This is a genomic window from Janthinobacterium sp. SUN120 (assembly GCF_030397735.1).
In the GTDB taxonomy this organism is placed as follows: domain Bacteria; phylum Pseudomonadota; class Gammaproteobacteria; order Burkholderiales; family Burkholderiaceae_D; genus Janthinobacterium; species Janthinobacterium kumbetense.
The window spans coordinates 1,711,886-1,728,511 of sequence record NZ_JAPUBW010000001.1 but is presented as its reverse complement, the minus strand read 5'-3'; the positions used below and the strand labels follow the sequence as shown (position 1 = coordinate 1,728,511).

Below are 16,626 nucleotides of genomic sequence, written 5' to 3'. Positions count from 1 at the left end.
TGGGTATTCTAGCGTCATGCTAAAAAATACCTCCACTCCCCATCCCACGGCCGCCGAACTGGACCTGCTGCGCATCCTGTGGCAGCGCGGTCCGTCCGACGCCCGCGCCGTGTATGACGCCCTGGCCGCGGAGCGTGCCGACGCCAGTTACGCCACCGTGCTGCGCCAGTTGCAATTGATGCATGGCAAGGGCTTGCTGAGCCGCGATGAAAGCCAGCGGCCGCAGCTGTATGCCGCCGTCGAAGCGCAGGAAAAGCTGCAGACCAGCTTGCTCAAGGACTTGATCGGCAAGGTGTTTTCCGGTTCCGGCAAGGCGCTCGTGCTGACGGCGCTGCGCGAGCACGTGAGCGACGCGGAACGCCTGGAAATTGAAAAAATTCTGAGCAGCAAGGATGGCAAGGCGCCATGAACGTGGACATGCACCTCGGCATCGATGTGGGCAACCTTGTCCCCGCGCTGGGCTGGGTCTTGCTGTATTTCGTCTGGCAAGGCTTGATCGTCGGCGCCGTATCTGCCGTATTGCTCCGGCTGCTGCGCCACGCCAGCGCGCGCTGGCGCTATGCCGTCTGCGCGCTGGCCTTGCTGCTGTGCCTGTGTATTCCCTTTGTGCACCTGCTGTCTCTGCTGTCGGGCGTCTCGCCGGCCCGGCTGCCGGTGGACGCGCCGCCCGCCTGGCGTGCCGCGCTGCAAGCGTGGATGCCGGCCCTGGTGCTGGCCTGGGGCGCGGGCGTTGCCCTGATGAGCTTGCGCCTGTGCCTGGGCCTGGCCTGGGTCGGCAAGCTGCGCCGCCAGGCTGTGGCCGCGCCAGCCATCTGGCAGGCCCGCCTCGATGCGCTGGCGCAGCGCATGGGCTTGCGCCGCAGTGGCCCGATTCCGCTGAAGCTGCACGCGGGCCTGGCCAGCCCCGTCACCGTGGGCTTCTGGCGCCCCATCATCCTGCTGCCGGCCGCCTTGCTGAGCGGCATGCCCGTCGCCTTGCTGGAAGCGCTGCTGGCGCATGAACTGGCCCACGTGCGGCGCTGGGATTACCTGGTCAACCTGTTGCAAAGCGTGGCCGAGGCGCTGCTGTTTTTTCACCCCGTCGTCTGGTGGCTGTCGGCGCGCATGCGGGCCGAAAGGGAGCAGGTGGCCGACGCCCTGGCGGCGCAAGCGCTGCAAGACCCGCAACAGCTGGCCACGGCGCTGCATGCGCTATCCCTGCACGCTGCCGTGCCGCAGCATTCCGGCTTGCTGATGTCGGCACGGGGCGGAGCTTTGCTGACGCGCATAGAACGCCTGATGGCGCCCGGCCCGGATACGGCCGGCTGGAAACTGGCCGTGCCCGCCTTGTTGCTGGCTTGCGCCACCCTGCTGCTGCAGGTGCAGGGCAAGCCCGCCGTCAACGGGGCGACCCTGGCCGAGGCCGCCTCCGGCATGCTGGCCTTGCCCGTCAGCGCGAAACACATGCTGGTGTTCGATGACGCCAGCGGCAAGGTGCTGATGGCGAAGGATGCGGACACCGTCGTGCCCATCGCCTCGATCACCAAGCTGATGACGGCCATGGTGGTGCTCGATGCGGGCCTCGACCCGGAGGAACAGCTGCGCATCGTGCGCGCCGATGGCGATTCCTCGATGCAGCGCCACAGCCTGCTGGCCGAGGGCGTGGCCGTGTCGCGCGGCGCGCTGTTGCAACTGGCGCTGCTGCCATCCGAAAACCGCGCCGCCGCCGCGCTGGCGCGCACTTATCCCGGTGGCAGCGTGGCGTTTCATCAAGCCTTGCAAGCGAAGATACGCCAGCTGGGTTTGACGCGCACCACCCTGACGGATCCGGTCGGCAGTTCACCGGCGAATACGTCGACGGCCAGCGAAGTGGCGAAGATCGTCGCGGCGGCCGCGCGCTATCCGGACATCGCGCGCATCACCAGCCACCCGCAGGCCAGCGTGGCCGTCAACGGCAGGACGCGCACCTTGCACAATACCAACCCGCTGGTGGGCGGCAAGGGCTGGGACATCTTGCTGTCCAAGACGGGCAGCAGCAACGCGGCGGGCAGCTGCCTGACGATGCGCATGCGCAGCGGCGGCAAGCACGTCACCGTGGTGCTGCTGGACGCCGCCGGCGCGCAGCGTCGCTCGCTCGACGCCGGACACATCCGCGACACCCTGGCCGACAGGACCGGCCGCATGCATTGATACCCCCCCCCCGGGCGCGCCAGTGCGGGCGCCCTTCTTTTTGACACTCTGGAGATGAAGATGACACTATTGGCGAAGTTGATGCTGGCTACGGTTGCGACCATGGCGGCTGGCACGGTGCAGGCGAAGACGCCCGCACCGGTGCAGGATAAACCTGTTAATTGTGATAGTTGCAAGGAATGGAACGCGCCCGTCAAGCCGTTCAATGTCTTTGGCAATACCTGGTATGTGGGCACGGCTGGCCTGTCCGCCGTGCTGGTGACGAGTCCGCAGGGCCATATCCTGCTCGACGGCGCGCTGCCGCAATCGGCACCCCTGATCATCGCGAATATCCAGGCGCTGGGCTTTCGCATCGAGGACGTGAAAGTCATCCTCAATTCGCATGCCCATTGGGACCATGCGGGTGGCATTGCCGCGTTGCAAAGGGCCAGCGGCGCCACCGTGATGGCCAGCGCCTCGGGCGCCCTTGGCCTGCAAAGCGGCACGAACGGCAAGGACGATCCGCAGTACCAGGCCAATCCCGTCGTGCACGTCGCCAAGGTGCGCAAGGTCAGCCTGGTGGGCGAGGGCGATACCGTCAAGGTCGGACCGTTGACCTTGACGGCCCACATGACGCCGGGCCACACGCCAGGCGGCACGACGTGGACGTGGACCTCGTGCGAAGGCGACCGCTGCCTGGACGTCGTGTATGCGGACAGCTTGAACCCGTATGCGAGCGGCGATTTCCGCTATACGGGCAAGGGCGCGGGCAAGGGTGGCACGCCTGACATCTCAGCCTCGTTCGAAGCGAGCATCGCCAAGGTGGCGGCCTTGCCATGCGACATCATCATCCCCGTGCATCCGGGCACGACGGACGTGCTGGGCAAGGCCGCCAGGCGCAGCGGTACGGACAATCCCCTGATCGACGCCAGCGCCTGCCGCGCCTATGCGGCCGAAGCGGGCGGCTTGCTGGCCAAGCGCCTGGCGAAGGAGCGGGGTGAAACGCTGCCTGCGGAGGCCAAGGGCGCGGCGCACGCGCACTAAACCGTTTTTACTGTGTCGCCTGCTGCTGTTTTTGCAGGCGTTTCAGGAACACCGTCATTTCCTTGACCGCTTGCAAGTCGCCTTGCTGCCGGGCCACCGTCATGCCGGTGGTCCAGGCGGCTTGCGCGTCATCCAGCCGGCCCAGTTGTTGCAAGGCCTTGCCCAGCAGCTTCCAGGCGGCGGAATAGCCCGGTTGCTGCACGGTGGCTTGCGCCAGGTGCAGGGCCGCTTGCTGCGCGTCATGCTCTTTCAGGCAGGCGTCGCCCAAGCCAAAGCGCAGCAGCGCGTTGTCGCGCCCCTGCGCCAACAGTTTTTCCAGCTTTTCACGCATGCCCGGCCTCATTAATATGCAAGTATATTCTTGCATATTAACGCTTCCGCGTGCCTGTAACAAGCCGGCGTTCGACCGTGCAAGCGTTCGTGGATTTTCTGGCGCAGATCTTCCATGGCCGGCACGCATCCGAGACTTCGCTGTGTTACCATAAATGAGAATTATTCTCATATGGAGTAGGGCGTGGTATCGACTGTGTGGACGCGGCATCTGTCTTCCGAACTGACCTTGTCGGCCGGTTTCGTGCTGTCACCCACTCCCATCACCGTCAATACGCCCGTGTTCGAGGGTTTGCAAGTCATCGTCTCGCTGAACGGCAAGTTGAGCGGCAGCGTGGATGGCCGCGCGCCGTTCGCCATTACCGATGCGGGCGTCTACCTGGTGCTGGCGCGGGGCCGCCACGAAGGCTGCGACCGCTTTGAAGCGAATACCTTGCAGCGCTACGTGAAAGTGGGACTCGACGCGGGCCATGCGCAGCGCAGCGGTTTCGACCTGGAACGCCTGGCCGTCACGGGCGGCCAGCAGCTGCACCGTGATGGCGTGCTGGTGATGCGCCAGGTGTTGACGCCGGCCCTGCGGGCCATCGCCACGCAGATCCTGATGTGCCCCTTCGACGGCGCCGTGCGCGACATGTATATGGCGGGCAAGGCGCTGGAGATGGCGGCCGTGGCCAGCGACCGGGTACTGGGACGGTCGCGGGGCGGCGCTGGCGGCGCGGATTTGAGCGCCTTCGAGATTGAGCGCCTGCAGCAGGCGCGCGAGCTGGCCGAGCAGCATTTCCAGCAACCGCTGGGTTTGCCTGAAATAGCCAGATTGAGCGGCTTGAACGTGAAGAAGCTGACGGCCGGCTTTCGCCAGCTGTTTGGCGTCAGCGTGTTCGAGCATGTGCAGGATTACCGTTTGCAGGAAGCCTATCGCATGCTCAGCGCGGGCGGCTATACGGTGACGCAGGTGGCGTGCTTTGTCGGCTATGCCATTCCGCATTTTTCCACCTTGTTTCGCAAGCGTTTCGGCATGCCGCCCAGCCAGCTTGCGCGCGCATAGCCGGTTGCATCTTTTCCGTTTTTCGTAAGCCGAAGGCCCGATAACGAAAGCAGCCGGTGCTGCCAGATTTTATGATGAATGATATTCATTCTCATTTAAAGTCTGGAAGGACACACCGTATGTCACGCTCGCAGTCCCACCGTTTGCCGCGCCTTGTGCGCGCCGTTCCCATTCCTCTCGTGCTGGTCCTGGCTTGCCGCGCCGCCTATGCCGCCGCAGCGCCGGAGGCGCCGCAAGCCATGCAAGGCGTGACGATCGAAGCGCAGCGCTTGAAAATCGCCACGCAAAGCACGACATCGAGCAAGACGGATACGGCGCTGATCGAAACGCCCGCTTCCGTTTCCGTCATCACGCGCGACCAGATGGATGCCCAGGGCATCCAGTCTGTCGGCGAGGCGCTGCGTTATTCGGCCGGCGTGCTGGCCAGTCCGTCGATGGCCGCTTCGCAGCGCTATGATCGTTTCGATAACGTCAAGATCCGCGGCTTCGACGTGGGCAGCAACGGCATGCTGCGCGACGGCTTGCGCGGCACCACAGTGCAAGCCTGGCCCAAGGTCGAGCCGTATGGCCTGGAAGCGGTGGAAGTGTTGCGGGGACCCAGTTCCGTGCTGTATGGCCAGAATTCGCCGGGCGGCATCGTCAACCAGATCAGCAAACAGCCGCTGTTTCAGCCATACCGGGAGTTGCAATTGCAGACGGGCAACTTCCACCGCAAGCAGGTGCAGGGCGATGTGAGCGGCCCCGTGGGCGAGGGCGGCGACTGGGCTTACCGCATGACGGGCTTGCTGCGCGATAGCGATTCCCAATTCACAGGCGTGCCGGACGACAAGGTATATTTCGCGCCCGCCCTTGCCTGGCGCCCCAGCGCGGCCACCAGCCTGACCTTGCTGGCCGATTACACGCGCGACAAGTTCGGTCCGCCCGCCGTGGTGGCGCCCATCCAGGGCACCCTGTTGCCAAACCGCCATGGCCGCCTTCCCTACAACCAGATGCTCAACGAAAAGGGCCTGGACAATCACCGCGTGCAATACTCGCTGGCCTATCTGCTGGAACACCGCATCGACGACGTGTGGAGCGTGCATTCCAAGGCCCGCTACGGGCGGGTCAACCTGATCACGGAAACCATCCAGGGCCGCCTGCTGGCCGACCAGCGCACCTTGCGCCGCACGCCATATTTCTTCGATATCGATGGCGAGAGCTGGTCGCTGGATAACAATGCCAAGGCCAGCTGGCGCAGCGGCGGCGCCGAATTCGAAACCCTGGTGGGCCTCGACTACCGTCACACGAAAGAGGATTATGTGCTCAATGGCGGCCCGGCCGGCGCCGAGATTGATATATATCAGCCTGTCTACCTGGGCCATATGCTGCCCACGCCGGAGCGCTATGCCAGCACCGTGCAAAGCTCGGACCAGTACGGCCTGTACGCGCAGCAACAGATCAAGCTGGCGCGGCAATGGGTGCTCAGCGCGGGACTGCGCAAGGATTGGTCGGACACGTCCACGCGCGACCGCCTGGACGGCGTCACGCCGCCGTCGCAAAAGGATGACGCGCTGACGTGGAAGGCGGGCGCCGTCTATCTGGCCGAGAACGGCCTGGCACCTTACGTCAGCCTGATGACCTCGTTCAACCCCGTGCTGGGCAACGATTTCTATGGCAAATCCTACGACCCCACCAAGGGCAAGCAGGCGGAAGTGGGCGTGAAATACCAGCCGCCCGGTTTCGACGGATTTTTCACGGCATCCGTGTTTGATTTGCGTCAGGAAAACGTGCGGACCCTGGACCCGAACAATTCGCTGAACCGTTTGCAGACGGGCGAAATCAAATCGCATGGCGTGGAACTGGATGCGCTGGCCAATCTCACGCGCAATTTCAACGTGGCGGCCAACGTCACGTGGAACCGCCTGGAAGTGAGTAAAAGCAATAACGTCAATGAAGTGGGCAAGCGTCCCGTCGGCATGCCGGAGACCATGGCCAGCGTATGGGGCAAGTACAAACTGGTGCAAGGCCCGCTGGCGGGACTGGGCATAGGCCTGGGCCTGCGCTACACGGGCGCCACCAAGGCCGACGCCGCCAACCGTATCGACGTACCGTCCTACCTGCTGACGGACCTGGCGCTGGACCTGGATCTGCTGCGGCTGTCGCCGTCCCTGCGGGGCACGCAGCTGGCGTTGAACGTGACGAATCTGAGCAACAAGCATTACTACGACAGTTGTTCATCGAGCAATTGCAGCACGGGCGATGCGCGCCGCTTGCTGCTGACCGTCAAGCATGCGTGGTGATGCCATGAGAAAAATCGTATCCATGCTGGCCGCCGCGTTGCTGTCCTGCATCAGTTTGTCGGTTGAAGCCGTCACCGTCACCGACCTGGCGGGACGCACGGTGAACGTACCCGACAAGGTGCAACGCGTCGTGCTGGGTGAGGGCCGCCTGATCTACACCTTGTCCATCTTGGAAGGAAAAAATCCCTTTGCCCGCCTGGCGGGCTGGCAGGGTGATTTCCGCCACCTGGATGTGCAGGGCTACGCGGCCTATCGCAAGGTCTTTCCGCAAGCGGAGCAGGTGCCCCTGGTGGGCGCCACGTCGGCCGACAGTTTTAGCGTGGAAAAAGCGCTGTCCTTGCGGCCCGACCTGGCCATCCTGGCCCTGTCGGGCGGCCACGGTCCCGCGCCGGGCAGCGACGCCGTGCGCCAGCTGGAAGCGGCCGGCGTGCCCGTGATCTTTGTCGACTTCAGCAACCATCCGCTGGCAAATACCGTGCCCAGCATGCGCCTGATGGGCCAGGCGCTGGACCGCCAGGCGCAGGCCGCCGCCTTCATCGCCTTTTACGAGGAGCAGGTGGGTCAAGTGGCGCGCGCCGTGCAAGCGGCGCAGGCCAGGCCGGGCTTTCGCCGTCCCGGCATCTTTGTCGACATGCTGGCGGGCTTGCAGGGCTGTTGCGGCTCTCCCGGCACGGGCAATTTCGGCGAGATGATCGCCCTGGCCGGTGGCGAGAATATCGGCGCCGGCAAGATTCCCGGCCCCATCGGCACCCTGAACCCGGAATACATTCTGTCGCGCGATCCCGACGTGTATGTGGCGACGGGCGTGTTCGCCAGCGGGCAGGGGGGCGTGACCCTCGGTTACCAGGCCACCTTGCCGCAGGCGCGCAGCAGCCTGCGCGCCGTGGCCTCGCGCACGGAAACGGCCCAACTGCGCGCCGTGCGCGAAAAAAATGGCAGGCGCTCGCACGGCCTATGGCATGTGTTCTACGACTCGCCCGAACACCTGGTGGCGGTGCAGGCGCTGGCCAAGTGGCTGCATCCTGAGCTGTTTGCGGACCTGGACCCGGCCCGCACGCGCCTTGAAATGTATCGCCGTTTCATGCCGATTCCCGCCACGGGCGTGCTGTTCGTGGACATGCAGCCGTGAGCGCCGTGCTGACACAAGCGCTGCCTGCCATGGCGGCGGGCGTGGCGTACCGCCAGCGCCATGTGCGCCGCGTCATGCTGGTGGGCGCGCTGCTGTGCGCGCTGGCCGTCTCGCTGGCGCTGGACATCGCCACGGGACCGTCCGGCATGGGCATGTCCCGCCTGTTCCAGGTGCTGCTGCAGCCCGATGGCGTACCGCGCATGGAGCAGGTCATCGTGTGGGATGTGCGCCTGCCATATGCGCTGATGGCCGTGCTGGTGGGCGCCGCGCTGGCGCTGGCGGGCGCCGAGATGCAGACCATCCTCGTCAATCCGTTGGCCAGCCCGTTCACCCTGGGCGTGTCGGCCGCCGCCTCGTTCGGCGCCGCGCTGGCCATCGTCCTGAACTGGAGCTTGCCCGGGGTGCCGCCCCAGTACGTGGTGTCGGCGAATGCCTTCCTGTTCGCCTTTGCGTCGGTCGGCCTGCTGCACCTGCTGACGCGCTGGCGGGGCTTCGGCGTGGAAAGCCTGGTGCTGTTCGGCATTGCGCTGGTGTTTGCCTTCAATGCGCTGGTGGCCCTGCTGCAGTTTGTCGCCAGCCAGGACAGCTTGCAGCAACTGGTGTTCTGGACCATGGGCAGCCTGTCGCGCTCTTCCTGGGACAAGATCGCCATCCTGGCCGCGGCGCTTGCCGTGATCGCGCCCTGGGCCGTGCGCGACAGCTGGGCCATGACGGCGCTGACCATGGGCGAGGACCGCGCGCGCAGCTTCGGCGTCGATGTGGGCCGCTTGCGCATGCTGTCCCTGCTGCGTATCAGCCTGCTGTCGGCGCTGGCCGTGTCCTTTGTCGGCACCATCGGTTTCGTCGGCCTGGTGGCGCCGCATATCGCGCGCCTGCTGGTGGGCGAGGACCACCGCCTGCTGTTGCCCGCGTCCGCGCTGGCCGGTGCGCTGATCCTGTCGCTGGCCTCGATTTGCAGCAAGACGCTGATCGACGGCGTGCTGATCCCCGTCGGCATCGTCACGGCGCTGGTCGGCATCCCGTTTTTCATGGCCATCGTCATGCGCCAGCGGGGAGGTGCGGCATGAGCGGCTTGCTGGTGCGCAATGCCTGCGTGGCGTACGGACGGCGCGACGTGCTGCTCGGCGTCAGCCTGCCGCCCTTGTTGCCGGGCAGCGTGACTGCCCTGATCGGCCCGAACGGGGCCGGCAAATCGACCTTGTTGCGCGGCATTGCCGGCTTGCAGGCGATGCAGGGCGCCGTGCTGCTCGATGGCGTGGACCTGGCCTGCGGGCCGCAAGCCCGGCGCGCGCAAAGCATGGTGTACCTGCCGCAAAGCCTGCCCTCGCGCACGCGGCTGGGCGTGTTCGAGGCTGTGCTCAGCGCCGCGATGGCGGGGCGCAGCGAAGGCTGGCTGGGGGCGAAGGTCGATGCGGGCGCCGTGGCCAGGGTGGAGGCCGTGCTGGCGCGCCTCGATTTGCTGCCCCTGGCCAGCCGCCAGGTCGAGGCGCTGTCGGGCGGCCAGCGCCAACTGGTGGGCCTGGCCCAGGCATTGGTGCGCCAGCCCAAGGTGCTGCTGCTGGACGAGCCCACCAGCGCGCTGGACCTGTATCACCAGTTCCAGGTGATCGAGGCGATAGGGCGCGCCACGCGCGAACATGGTTTGATTACCGTCATCGTCCTGCACGACATCAACCTGGCGCTGGGCTGCGCCGATCAGGTGATGGTGCTGCACGATGGCGTGCTGGCGGCGTCCGGCGCGCCGCATGCCGTGATTGACGCCGCCCTGATCGCTCGCGTCTACCGGGTACGAGCCAGGGTACGCCAGCTCGACGCGGGTGCCGTCGTCTGCGTGGAGGGGACACTGTGAGCGACTGGCGCGAATTATCGGCCTTGCTGGCGCCCGTGCGGGGCCGCTTGCTGGGGGCTGGCGCACTGCAGGCGCTGGCCGCCCTGTGCGGCGTACTGCCATATGTTGCCATGGCGCAATTGGGCGCCTTGCTATTGGCATCGGATGTCGATGCCGGCCGCGCCTGGAAAGTGCTGTGGCTGGCACTGGCGGCGCTGTGCCTGCGTCAGCTGACGACGGCGCTGGGGCTGCACCTGACGCACCTGGCCGATGCGGACTTGCAGTGCCAGTTGCGCCTGCGGCTGGCGCGGCAGTTGTCCAGGGTACCGCTGGGCTGGTACGCGGGCAGCAATGCGGCCAGGGTCAACGAAATCGTGCACGCTGACGTGGCTGCGCTGCACCGCCTGGTGGCGCATGCGCCGTCCGACCTGGCCGCCGTGGTCGTCGCTCCCGTGGCATGCCTGGCCTGGCTGCTGCATGCGGACTGGCGCATGACGGCCATCACCCTGGTCGCGCCAGCCCTGGCCTGGTGGCGCTATCGGGGCATGGCCGCGCCAGCCTTCCGCGAGGGGCTGGCGCAGTTGCAGCGCACGGGCGGCGAACTGGCGGCGGCGATGGTGGAGCTGGTGCAGGGCATGGCCGTCTTCAAGACGTATGCGCAGCAGACATTGCCGCAAGCACGCTTTGATGCGGTGGCGGGACGCCATGCGCGGCAGTTTCTGGCCTGGGTGCGGCGCTGGGGCGGCATGGGCGCGCTGGTCGATGTGCTGCTGTCGCCGCCCGTCGTGCTGGCTTTTGTCGTGAGCGGCGCCTGGCTGGGTGCGCAAACCTGGGCGATGGCGCCCGCGCAGATGCTGCCGTTTGCCTTGCTGGGCATGGCCTTGTGCGCGCCCGTGGCCGCGCTGGGGCACGGCGCCGATGGCTTGAAGGGCGGCTTGGCGGCGGCGCGCAGGATAGGCGCCTTGCTGGCCGAGGCGCCCATGCCGCAGGCGGAAGCGCCGTTGCTGCCCGCCGGCGACGATGTGCGTTTTGAACAGCTGCGTTTTGCCTATCCGGGCGGTACCGATGTGTTGCACGGCATCGATTTATGCCTGCCTGCGGGCAGCGTGACAGCCCTGGTGGGGCCGTCGGGCGGCGGCAAGTCGACCCTGGCCATGCTGTTGCCGCGCCTGTGGGACGCGACGGCCGGCGCCGTGCGCGTCGGCGGCGTCGATGTGCGCCAGATCGATCCCGCCGTGTTGTATGCGCGTGTGGGGTTTGTCTTGCAGCACGCGCAAGTGCTGCGCCTGTCCGCGCGCGACAACATCCGCCTGGGGCGGCCGGAGGCGAGCGATGCCCAGGTGGAAGCGGCGGCGCGCGCCGCGCACATCCATGCCCGCATCACGGCCTTGCCGCAAGGGTATGACACCTTGCTGGGCGAAGGCCTGGCGCTGTCGGGTGGCGAGGCGCAGCGCCTGGCGATCGCCCGCACCCTGCTGGCCGATCCCCGTATCGTCGTGCTGGACGAGGCGATGGCAGCCCTCGACCCCGAGTCGGAAGCGCAGGTGCAGGCTGGCCTGTCGGCCTTGCTGGCGGGACGCACGGTGCTGGTGGTGGCGCACCGGCTGCAGACCATCGTGCAGGCCGACCAGATCGCATTGCTCGACGGCGGCCGCCTGTGTGAGCTGGGCACGCATGCGCAACTGCTGGCCGCGCGGGGCGCGTATGCGGCCCTGTGGGAGGCGCAAAGCCTGGTTGACGAGGTGGCGGCATGATCGCCGCCGTGCGTTTGCTGTTGCGCCTGCTTGATGGCGCGGCCGCCGGCAAGTTGCGCCTTGCGCTGGCGCTGATGGGGGCCAACAGTATCCTGAGTGCGCTGGCCCTGTGCATGCTGCTGCCGCTGCTGCGCGCCTGGCTGGCGCCGCAGCCGGGGCAGGCGCAAGGTGCATGGCTGGTCCTTTTTCTGCTGTTGGCAACGGCCAGCGCCGCGCTGCGCCATGTCACGCGCTTGAAAGGCTATGCGGCCGGCGCCCACTGCGCGCATGCGCTGCACCGGCGCCTGGCCGATAAAATCGTGCGCCTGCCGCTGGCCTGGTGCACGCCGCGCCGCGCCGGCGATATGCGCCAGCTGGCCTCTGGCGGCGTGATGGCCGTGATGGGCGCGCCCGCGCATTTGCTGCAGCCCCTGTTCGATGCCGTGCTGGCGCCGCTGGTGGTCGGCTTGCTCTGGCTGGCCGTCGACTGGCGCCTGGGTGCGGTGCTGCTGCTGGCCATGCCGCCCTTGTCGTTCGTGTATCGCTGGGCGCTGGCCTGCGGCAGCCGGGCCGAGACGGCGCTGGCGGCCAGCAGCGCCGAGGCGAACGGCCGCGTGCTGGAATATATCGCGGCGCAACCCGTGCTGCGCGCCACGGGCCGGTCCGGGCTGGGCAGCGCCATGCTGGAACAGTCGCTCATGGCGCAGCGCCAGGCGGAAAGGCGTTCCCAGCGTTTGCTGTTCCCCGCCGCTCTCGGGTTTACCGTGGCGGCGCAGCTGGCGTATGCGCTGTTGCTGGCCATCGGCTTGCGCCAGGTGTTGGCCGGCGCCCTCGATGTGCCGGCGCTGCTGGCGACATTGATCGTCGCCACCGTGCTGGCCGAGGCGATGGCCGCCGTCGTGCACACGGGCGCTGCCCTGCAACAGGTGGCCCACGCCCTGCGCCAGTTGGATGGCGTGCTGGCGGAGCGGGAATTGCCCGTGCTGGCGTTGCCCGGCGGCGCGCCGGAACAGGGGGCGCCAGCCGCCGAGGCGCGCCATGTCTGCGTGCGGCGCGGCGGACGCCCCATCGTCGATGAAGTCTCGCTGGAGATTGTTCCGCGTTCCCTGACGGTGCTGGCGGGCGCTTCCGGCTCGGGCAAGACGACCTTGCTGCAATTGCTGTGCCGCCAGATGGATCCCGATAGCGGCGTGCTGCTGGCCGGCGGCGTCGATATGCGGACCAAGGACGACGCCGCGCTGGCCAAACTGGCGACACCGATGTTCCAGCATGCCTGGCTGCTGCCGGCCAGCCTGCGCGACAATCTGAGCCTGGGCCGGCAGATCGCGGCGCAGGATCTGCTGGCGGCGCTGTCGGCGGCCGGCCTGGCATCGCTGGCGCAGTCCTTGCCTCAGGGCCTGGACACGGTGGTGGGCGAAGGCGGCTGGGCTTTGTCGGGCGGGGAGCGCCAGCGGCTGGCGTTCGCCCGCGCCTTGTTGAAACCCGCGCCGCTGATGCTGTTCGACGAACCGCTGTCGGCACTTGACGCCATCAGCGAACGGCGCGCCATCGCCACCCTGGCCGGCTTGGCGCGTACCCATGCCGTGGTGGTCGCCACGCACCGGCTGGTGATTGCCGCGCAGGCGGACCAGATCCTGGTGATGCAGGCGGGGCGCATCGTCGAGCGGGGCACGCATGCGCAATTGCTGCGGCAGGGCGGCGTTTACAGCGGCATGCAGCGCCAGGCGGGCCAGGCACGGGGCTGGCATCTGGGAGTCTAGGCTTTTATTGAGAGTGAATTATCATTTATAATGCAATTCGTTTGCATGTAATTTTCTTTCAGGAATCCCCATGTGCCTCTTTTTACAGCGTCCGATGGCGCTGCTGCTGGCCGCTGCCAGTCCGCTGGCCCTGGCGGATGGACCCGCTGGGCAGGATGTCGTCACCGTCAGCGCGGAGCGCCAGCATTACCGCAGCCTGTCGGCCACGGGCGCCACCAAGACGGATGCCTTGCTGATGGATTTGCCGCAAAGCGTGCGCGTGTTCACCGGCGACCTGCTGCGCGACGCGGGCGTGACAACCCTGGCTGGCGCGCTGGAGCTGGCCAGCGGCATTGCGAAGCAAAGTCCGCTGGGCGGCCTGTGGGACAGCTACGCCATGCGCGGCTTCACGGGCGACCCGAATTTCGGTTCCGACTACATGGTCAACGGTTTCAGTTCCAGCCGCGGCTACAACGGCATGCGCGACGGCGGCAATACGCAAGCGGTGGAAGTGCTGAAAGGCCCCGCATCGGCCCTGTATGGCAGGGGCGAGCCGGGCGGCACGGTGAATATCACGACGAAAAAGCCGAAGTTCGCGCCCGAATATGGCGTGGATTTTTCACTCGGCAGTTTCCAGACGCGCCGCGCCGCCGTCGATTTGACGGGTCCCGTGAGCGGCACCATCGCCTACCGCCTCAACGCGGCGCATGAAGAGGGGCACAGCTTCCGCGATACCTTGAAGGTCGAGCGCAGCCTGTTTTCGCCTTCCTTCCTCTGGCTGCTGGGCGAACACACGACCGTGTCGTATGAAATCGAAGCCGTGCGGCAGCGCGCGCCGTTCGACCGGGGCGTGGTGGCCGTCAACGGCAAGCTGGGTCTTGTCCCCGTCTCGCGCTTCCTGGGCGAACCGGGCGACGGACCCATGACCGTCAAGTCGCTGGGGCAGCAGCTGTTCATCCACCACGCGCTGTCCGACGACTGGACGGTGCAGGCGGGCGTTTCTTACCGCGACAGCGAATTGACCGGTTACTCGACCGAGGCGAACAAGCTGCTGGCCGATGGCCGCACCTTGAACCGCCAGCGCCGCCACCGCGATTTTTCGGCCACCGACGCGTCGGCCCGCGTCGAGTTGCTGGGCAAGTTCAGGACGGGCGCCCTGGTGCACGAAGTGCTGGCCGGTGTCGACGCCTATCATTTCGACGACCACCGGGTGCAGCTGCGGCGCAATCCCTCGGCAGCAAATGCCTATGCCATCGATATCTTCAATCCCGCGTATGGCGGCAAGGCCGATCCGCTAGCCCTGTCCATCGATACGCAGGAAGGGCAACGGGCGCGCGGCCTGTATGCGCAGGATCAGGTCGACCTGGGTGCGCAGTGGAAGGCGCTGGTCGGTGTGCGCCACGATACGTACACGCAGGACGTGACGAACAGGCGCCTGAATGTCAGCAACCGCCAGTCGCTGTCGGCCACCAGCCCCCGCGTGGGCCTCGTCTACCAGCCGACGAAGGCATGGTCGCTGTATGCGAGCGCGGCGAAGGGCTTCCGGCCCAACAGCGGCATCAGCATCGCCAACCAGGCTTTCCCGGCCGAGCGCAGCCGCTCGTATGAACTGGGCGCGAAGCTGGAAACGGGCAAGCTGACAGGTACCGTGGCCGTGTACGACATCCGCAAGCGCAATGTGCTGACGACAAATCCCGCCAACACGGACTTCGCCATCGCAGCGGGCGAGGTGGGCAGCCGTGGCCTGGAGCTCGACGTGTCGGGCGAAGTGGTGCGCGGCTTGCGCGTTTCGGGCGCCTATGCTTATACGGACGCCAGCGTCACGCGCGGCGACAATACGATCGTGACGGGCAGCCGCTTCGCCAACGTGCCGCGCCACAGCGCCAATGTCCTCGCCACGCAGCAGTTCGCGCTGGGTACGGGCACGGCCAGCGTGGGCGGCGGCGTGCAGTACGTGGGCGAGCGCCTGGGCGACGTCGCCGTCAGCAGCAGTTTTACCTTGCCGGCCTACACGACGGCCAAATTGCTGGCCTCGTATTCGCCCAACGCCAAACTGCGCCTGGCGGTGAATGTGGAAAACATCTTCAACCGCAGCTACTATGCGAGTTCCTATAGTCAGCTGTGGGTGGCGCCGGGGGCCGAGCGCACGCTGACCCTGAATGCGCATTACCGTTTTTAAGCTATCACCATGACATCGACTTCTTCTGCTACCCTGCGCGCCCGCATCGCCGTCATCGACGTATTGCGCGGCCTCGTCATGCTGATCATGCTGTTCGACCATGTGCGCGAAACGGTCTTCCTGCACCACCAGGTGAGCGACCCGATGGATGCTGCCAGCGTCGATCCGGCCCTGTTCTTCACGCGCCTGGCGGCCCACGTGTGCGCACCCATGTTCGTCTTCCTGACGGGTTTGTCCGCCTGGCTGTACGCGCATCCGGCGGCCGGGTCCCGCAGCGCCAGCGGTTTCCTGTTCAAGCGGGGCTTGCTGCTGGTGCTGCTGGAACTGGTGTTCGTCAACTTCGCCTGGAGCGGGGCGTTTCCACCGGCCGTGCTGTATCTGCAGGTGATCTGGGTCATCGGCCTGGCCATGATGGCGCTGGCCGTGCTGCACCGGCTGCCATTGAAAGTGCTGGCGCTGCTGGGCGTGGCGATCATCGCGGGCCAGCATCTGTTGACCGGCTTGCGCGCGGAAGAGGGCAGCTTTGCCTATTATCTGCTGACGGTGCTGCTGCAACGGGGCTACCTGGTGGCCGACGGCGTCATGAAAATCAAGGTCAGCTACCCGCTGCTGCCATGGATAGGCGTGATCGTGCTCGGCTATGCGGCCGGGCCCCTGTATGCGCGCAGTCGTGCGCCGGAGGGACGGCGTCGCCTGTTGCTGGCGCTGGGTGCCGGCAGCTTGCTGCTCTTGGGCCTGCTGCGCGGCTTCAATATCTACGGCGAAACCCTGCCGTGGGTGGCCGGCGACACGGCCCTGCGCACGGTCATGAGCGTGCTGAACTTCACCAAGTATCCGCCGTCGCTGGATTTCCTCCTGTTCACCCTGGGCCTGGGCTTGCTGGGCCTGGCCTGGCTGGAAAGCGTCGATAACGGGTTCACGCGCGCTTGCGCCACCTTTGGCGGCGCACCCATGTTTTACTATCTGCTGCACCTGTATTTGCTGCTGGTGATCGGCATCACCTTGACGGCCGTGCTGGGCGCCAACCACGGCACCCGCTACGGCGTCGAGCATGTCTGGCAAGTGTGGCTGATCGCGCTGGCCCTGATGCCCGTGCTGTACTTTCCCTGCCGCGCGTTTGCCAACTACAAGCGCACCTCGCAACGGGCGTGGGTGCGCTATTTCTGAAGCAT

The 16,626-nt window shown here is 66.6% G+C and carries 13 protein-coding genes; 12 read left to right on the top strand and 1 reads right to left on the bottom strand.

Going from position 1 to position 16,626, the window contains the following annotated elements:
* The first annotated feature begins 16 nt into the window (after positions 1 to 16).
* The 3 genes from O0879_RS07530 to bla all read left to right on the top strand — a co-directional run bounded on the left by O0879_RS07530 (position 17) and on the right by bla (position 3,192).
* Entirely contained in the window at positions 17 to 409 is a 393-nt protein-coding gene (locus tag O0879_RS07530) for a BlaI/MecI/CopY family transcriptional regulator (protein WP_099664459.1), read from the top strand.
* The gene (locus tag O0879_RS07525) at positions 406 to 2,169 is read left to right on the top strand and encodes a M56 family metallopeptidase (protein WP_289915709.1); all 1,764 of its coding nucleotides are present in this window, start codon (positions 406 to 408) and stop codon (positions 2,167 to 2,169) included. The genes O0879_RS07530 and O0879_RS07525 overlap by 4 nt, the downstream gene beginning before the upstream one ends.
* Positions 2,170 to 2,250: 81 nt before the next feature.
* Positions 2,251 to 3,192 (top strand): subclass B3 metallo-beta-lactamase, encoded by a 942-nt coding sequence (gene bla, locus O0879_RS07520; protein WP_289915706.1) that lies wholly within the window; start codon positions 2,251 to 2,253, stop codon positions 3,190 to 3,192.
* A 7-nt stretch (positions 3,193 to 3,199) separates the two neighbouring features.
* Here bla and O0879_RS07515 read toward each other — a convergent pair whose 3' ends face one another.
* On the bottom strand, positions 3,200 to 3,523 hold the full coding sequence (locus O0879_RS07515; protein WP_289915704.1) for a tetratricopeptide repeat protein: 324 nt from the start codon (positions 3,521 to 3,523) through the stop codon (positions 3,200 to 3,202).
* A gap of 183 nt (positions 3,524 to 3,706) precedes the next feature.
* Here O0879_RS07515 and O0879_RS07510 point away from each other — a divergent pair, with 183 nt between their 5' ends.
* From O0879_RS07510 to O0879_RS07470, 9 genes are all read left to right on the top strand, one after another.
* On the top strand, positions 3,707 to 4,567 hold the full coding sequence (locus O0879_RS07510) for an AraC family transcriptional regulator (RefSeq protein WP_289915703.1): 861 nt from the start codon (positions 3,707 to 3,709) through the stop codon (positions 4,565 to 4,567).
* Positions 4,568 to 4,686: 119 nt separating this feature from the next.
* A complete protein-coding gene (locus O0879_RS07505; protein WP_289915702.1) occupies positions 4,687 to 6,846 on the top strand; it encodes a TonB-dependent siderophore receptor in 2,160 nt (719 codons plus the stop codon).
* A 4-nt stretch (positions 6,847 to 6,850) separates the two neighbouring features.
* Complete coding sequence (locus O0879_RS07500; protein ID WP_289915701.1) at positions 6,851 to 7,975, top strand: ABC transporter substrate-binding protein; 1,125 nt, start codon at positions 6,851 to 6,853, stop codon at positions 7,973 to 7,975.
* A 74-nt stretch (positions 7,976 to 8,049) separates the two neighbouring features.
* On the top strand, positions 8,050 to 9,042 hold the full coding sequence (locus O0879_RS07495) for an iron ABC transporter permease (RefSeq protein WP_289905600.1): 993 nt from the start codon (positions 8,050 to 8,052) through the stop codon (positions 9,040 to 9,042).
* Entirely contained in the window at positions 9,039 to 9,824 is a 786-nt protein-coding gene (locus O0879_RS07490; RefSeq protein ID WP_289905452.1) for an ABC transporter ATP-binding protein, read from the top strand. The genes O0879_RS07495 and O0879_RS07490 overlap by 4 nt, the downstream gene beginning before the upstream one ends.
* On the top strand, positions 9,821 to 11,557 hold the full coding sequence (locus O0879_RS07485; RefSeq protein WP_289915699.1) for an ABC transporter ATP-binding protein: 1,737 nt from the start codon (positions 9,821 to 9,823) through the stop codon (positions 11,555 to 11,557). Before O0879_RS07490 ends, O0879_RS07485 begins: the two co-directional genes overlap by 4 nt.
* Positions 11,554 to 13,296 carry an ABC transporter ATP-binding protein gene (locus tag O0879_RS07480; protein WP_289915698.1) on the top strand — a complete coding sequence of 581 codons (1,743 nt, stop codon included), beginning with the start codon at positions 11,554 to 11,556 and terminating at the stop codon, positions 13,294 to 13,296. Before O0879_RS07485 ends, O0879_RS07480 begins: the two co-directional genes overlap by 4 nt.
* 70 nt (positions 13,297 to 13,366) lie before the next feature.
* Entirely contained in the window at positions 13,367 to 15,454 is a 2,088-nt protein-coding gene (locus O0879_RS07475; RefSeq protein WP_289915697.1) for a TonB-dependent siderophore receptor, read from the top strand.
* A 9-nt stretch (positions 15,455 to 15,463) separates the two neighbouring features.
* A complete protein-coding gene (locus O0879_RS07470) occupies positions 15,464 to 16,621 on the top strand; it encodes a heparan-alpha-glucosaminide N-acetyltransferase domain-containing protein (protein ID WP_289915695.1) in 1,158 nt (385 codons plus the stop codon).
* Positions 16,622 to 16,626 lie beyond the last annotated feature (5 nt).

Coding starts and splice junctions, on each gene's coding strand:
- O0879_RS07515 (WP_289915704.1), bottom strand. CDS start 3,523: ATGCGTGAAAAGCTGGAAAAACTGTTGGCGCAGGGGCGCGACAACGCG.
- O0879_RS07480 (WP_289915698.1), top strand. CDS start 11,554: ATGATCGCCGCCGTGCGTTTGCTGTTGCGCCTGCTTGATGGCGCGGCC.
- O0879_RS07490 (WP_289905452.1), top strand. CDS start 9,039: ATGAGCGGCTTGCTGGTGCGCAATGCCTGCGTGGCGTACGGACGGCGC.
- O0879_RS07530 (WP_099664459.1), top strand. CDS start 17: ATGCTAAAAAATACCTCCACTCCCCATCCCACGGCCGCCGAACTGGAC.
- O0879_RS07475 (WP_289915697.1), top strand. CDS start 13,367: ATGTGCCTCTTTTTACAGCGTCCGATGGCGCTGCTGCTGGCCGCTGCC.
- O0879_RS07495 (WP_289905600.1), top strand. CDS start 8,050: ATGCTGGTGGGCGCGCTGCTGTGCGCGCTGGCCGTCTCGCTGGCGCTG.
- O0879_RS07470 (WP_289915695.1), top strand. CDS start 15,464: ATGACATCGACTTCTTCTGCTACCCTGCGCGCCCGCATCGCCGTCATC.
- O0879_RS07505 (WP_289915702.1), top strand. CDS start 4,687: ATGTCACGCTCGCAGTCCCACCGTTTGCCGCGCCTTGTGCGCGCCGTT.
- O0879_RS07500 (WP_289915701.1), top strand. CDS start 6,851: ATGAGAAAAATCGTATCCATGCTGGCCGCCGCGTTGCTGTCCTGCATC.
- bla (WP_289915706.1), top strand. CDS start 2,251: ATGCTGGCTACGGTTGCGACCATGGCGGCTGGCACGGTGCAGGCGAAG.
- O0879_RS07525 (WP_289915709.1), top strand. CDS start 406: ATGAACGTGGACATGCACCTCGGCATCGATGTGGGCAACCTTGTCCCC.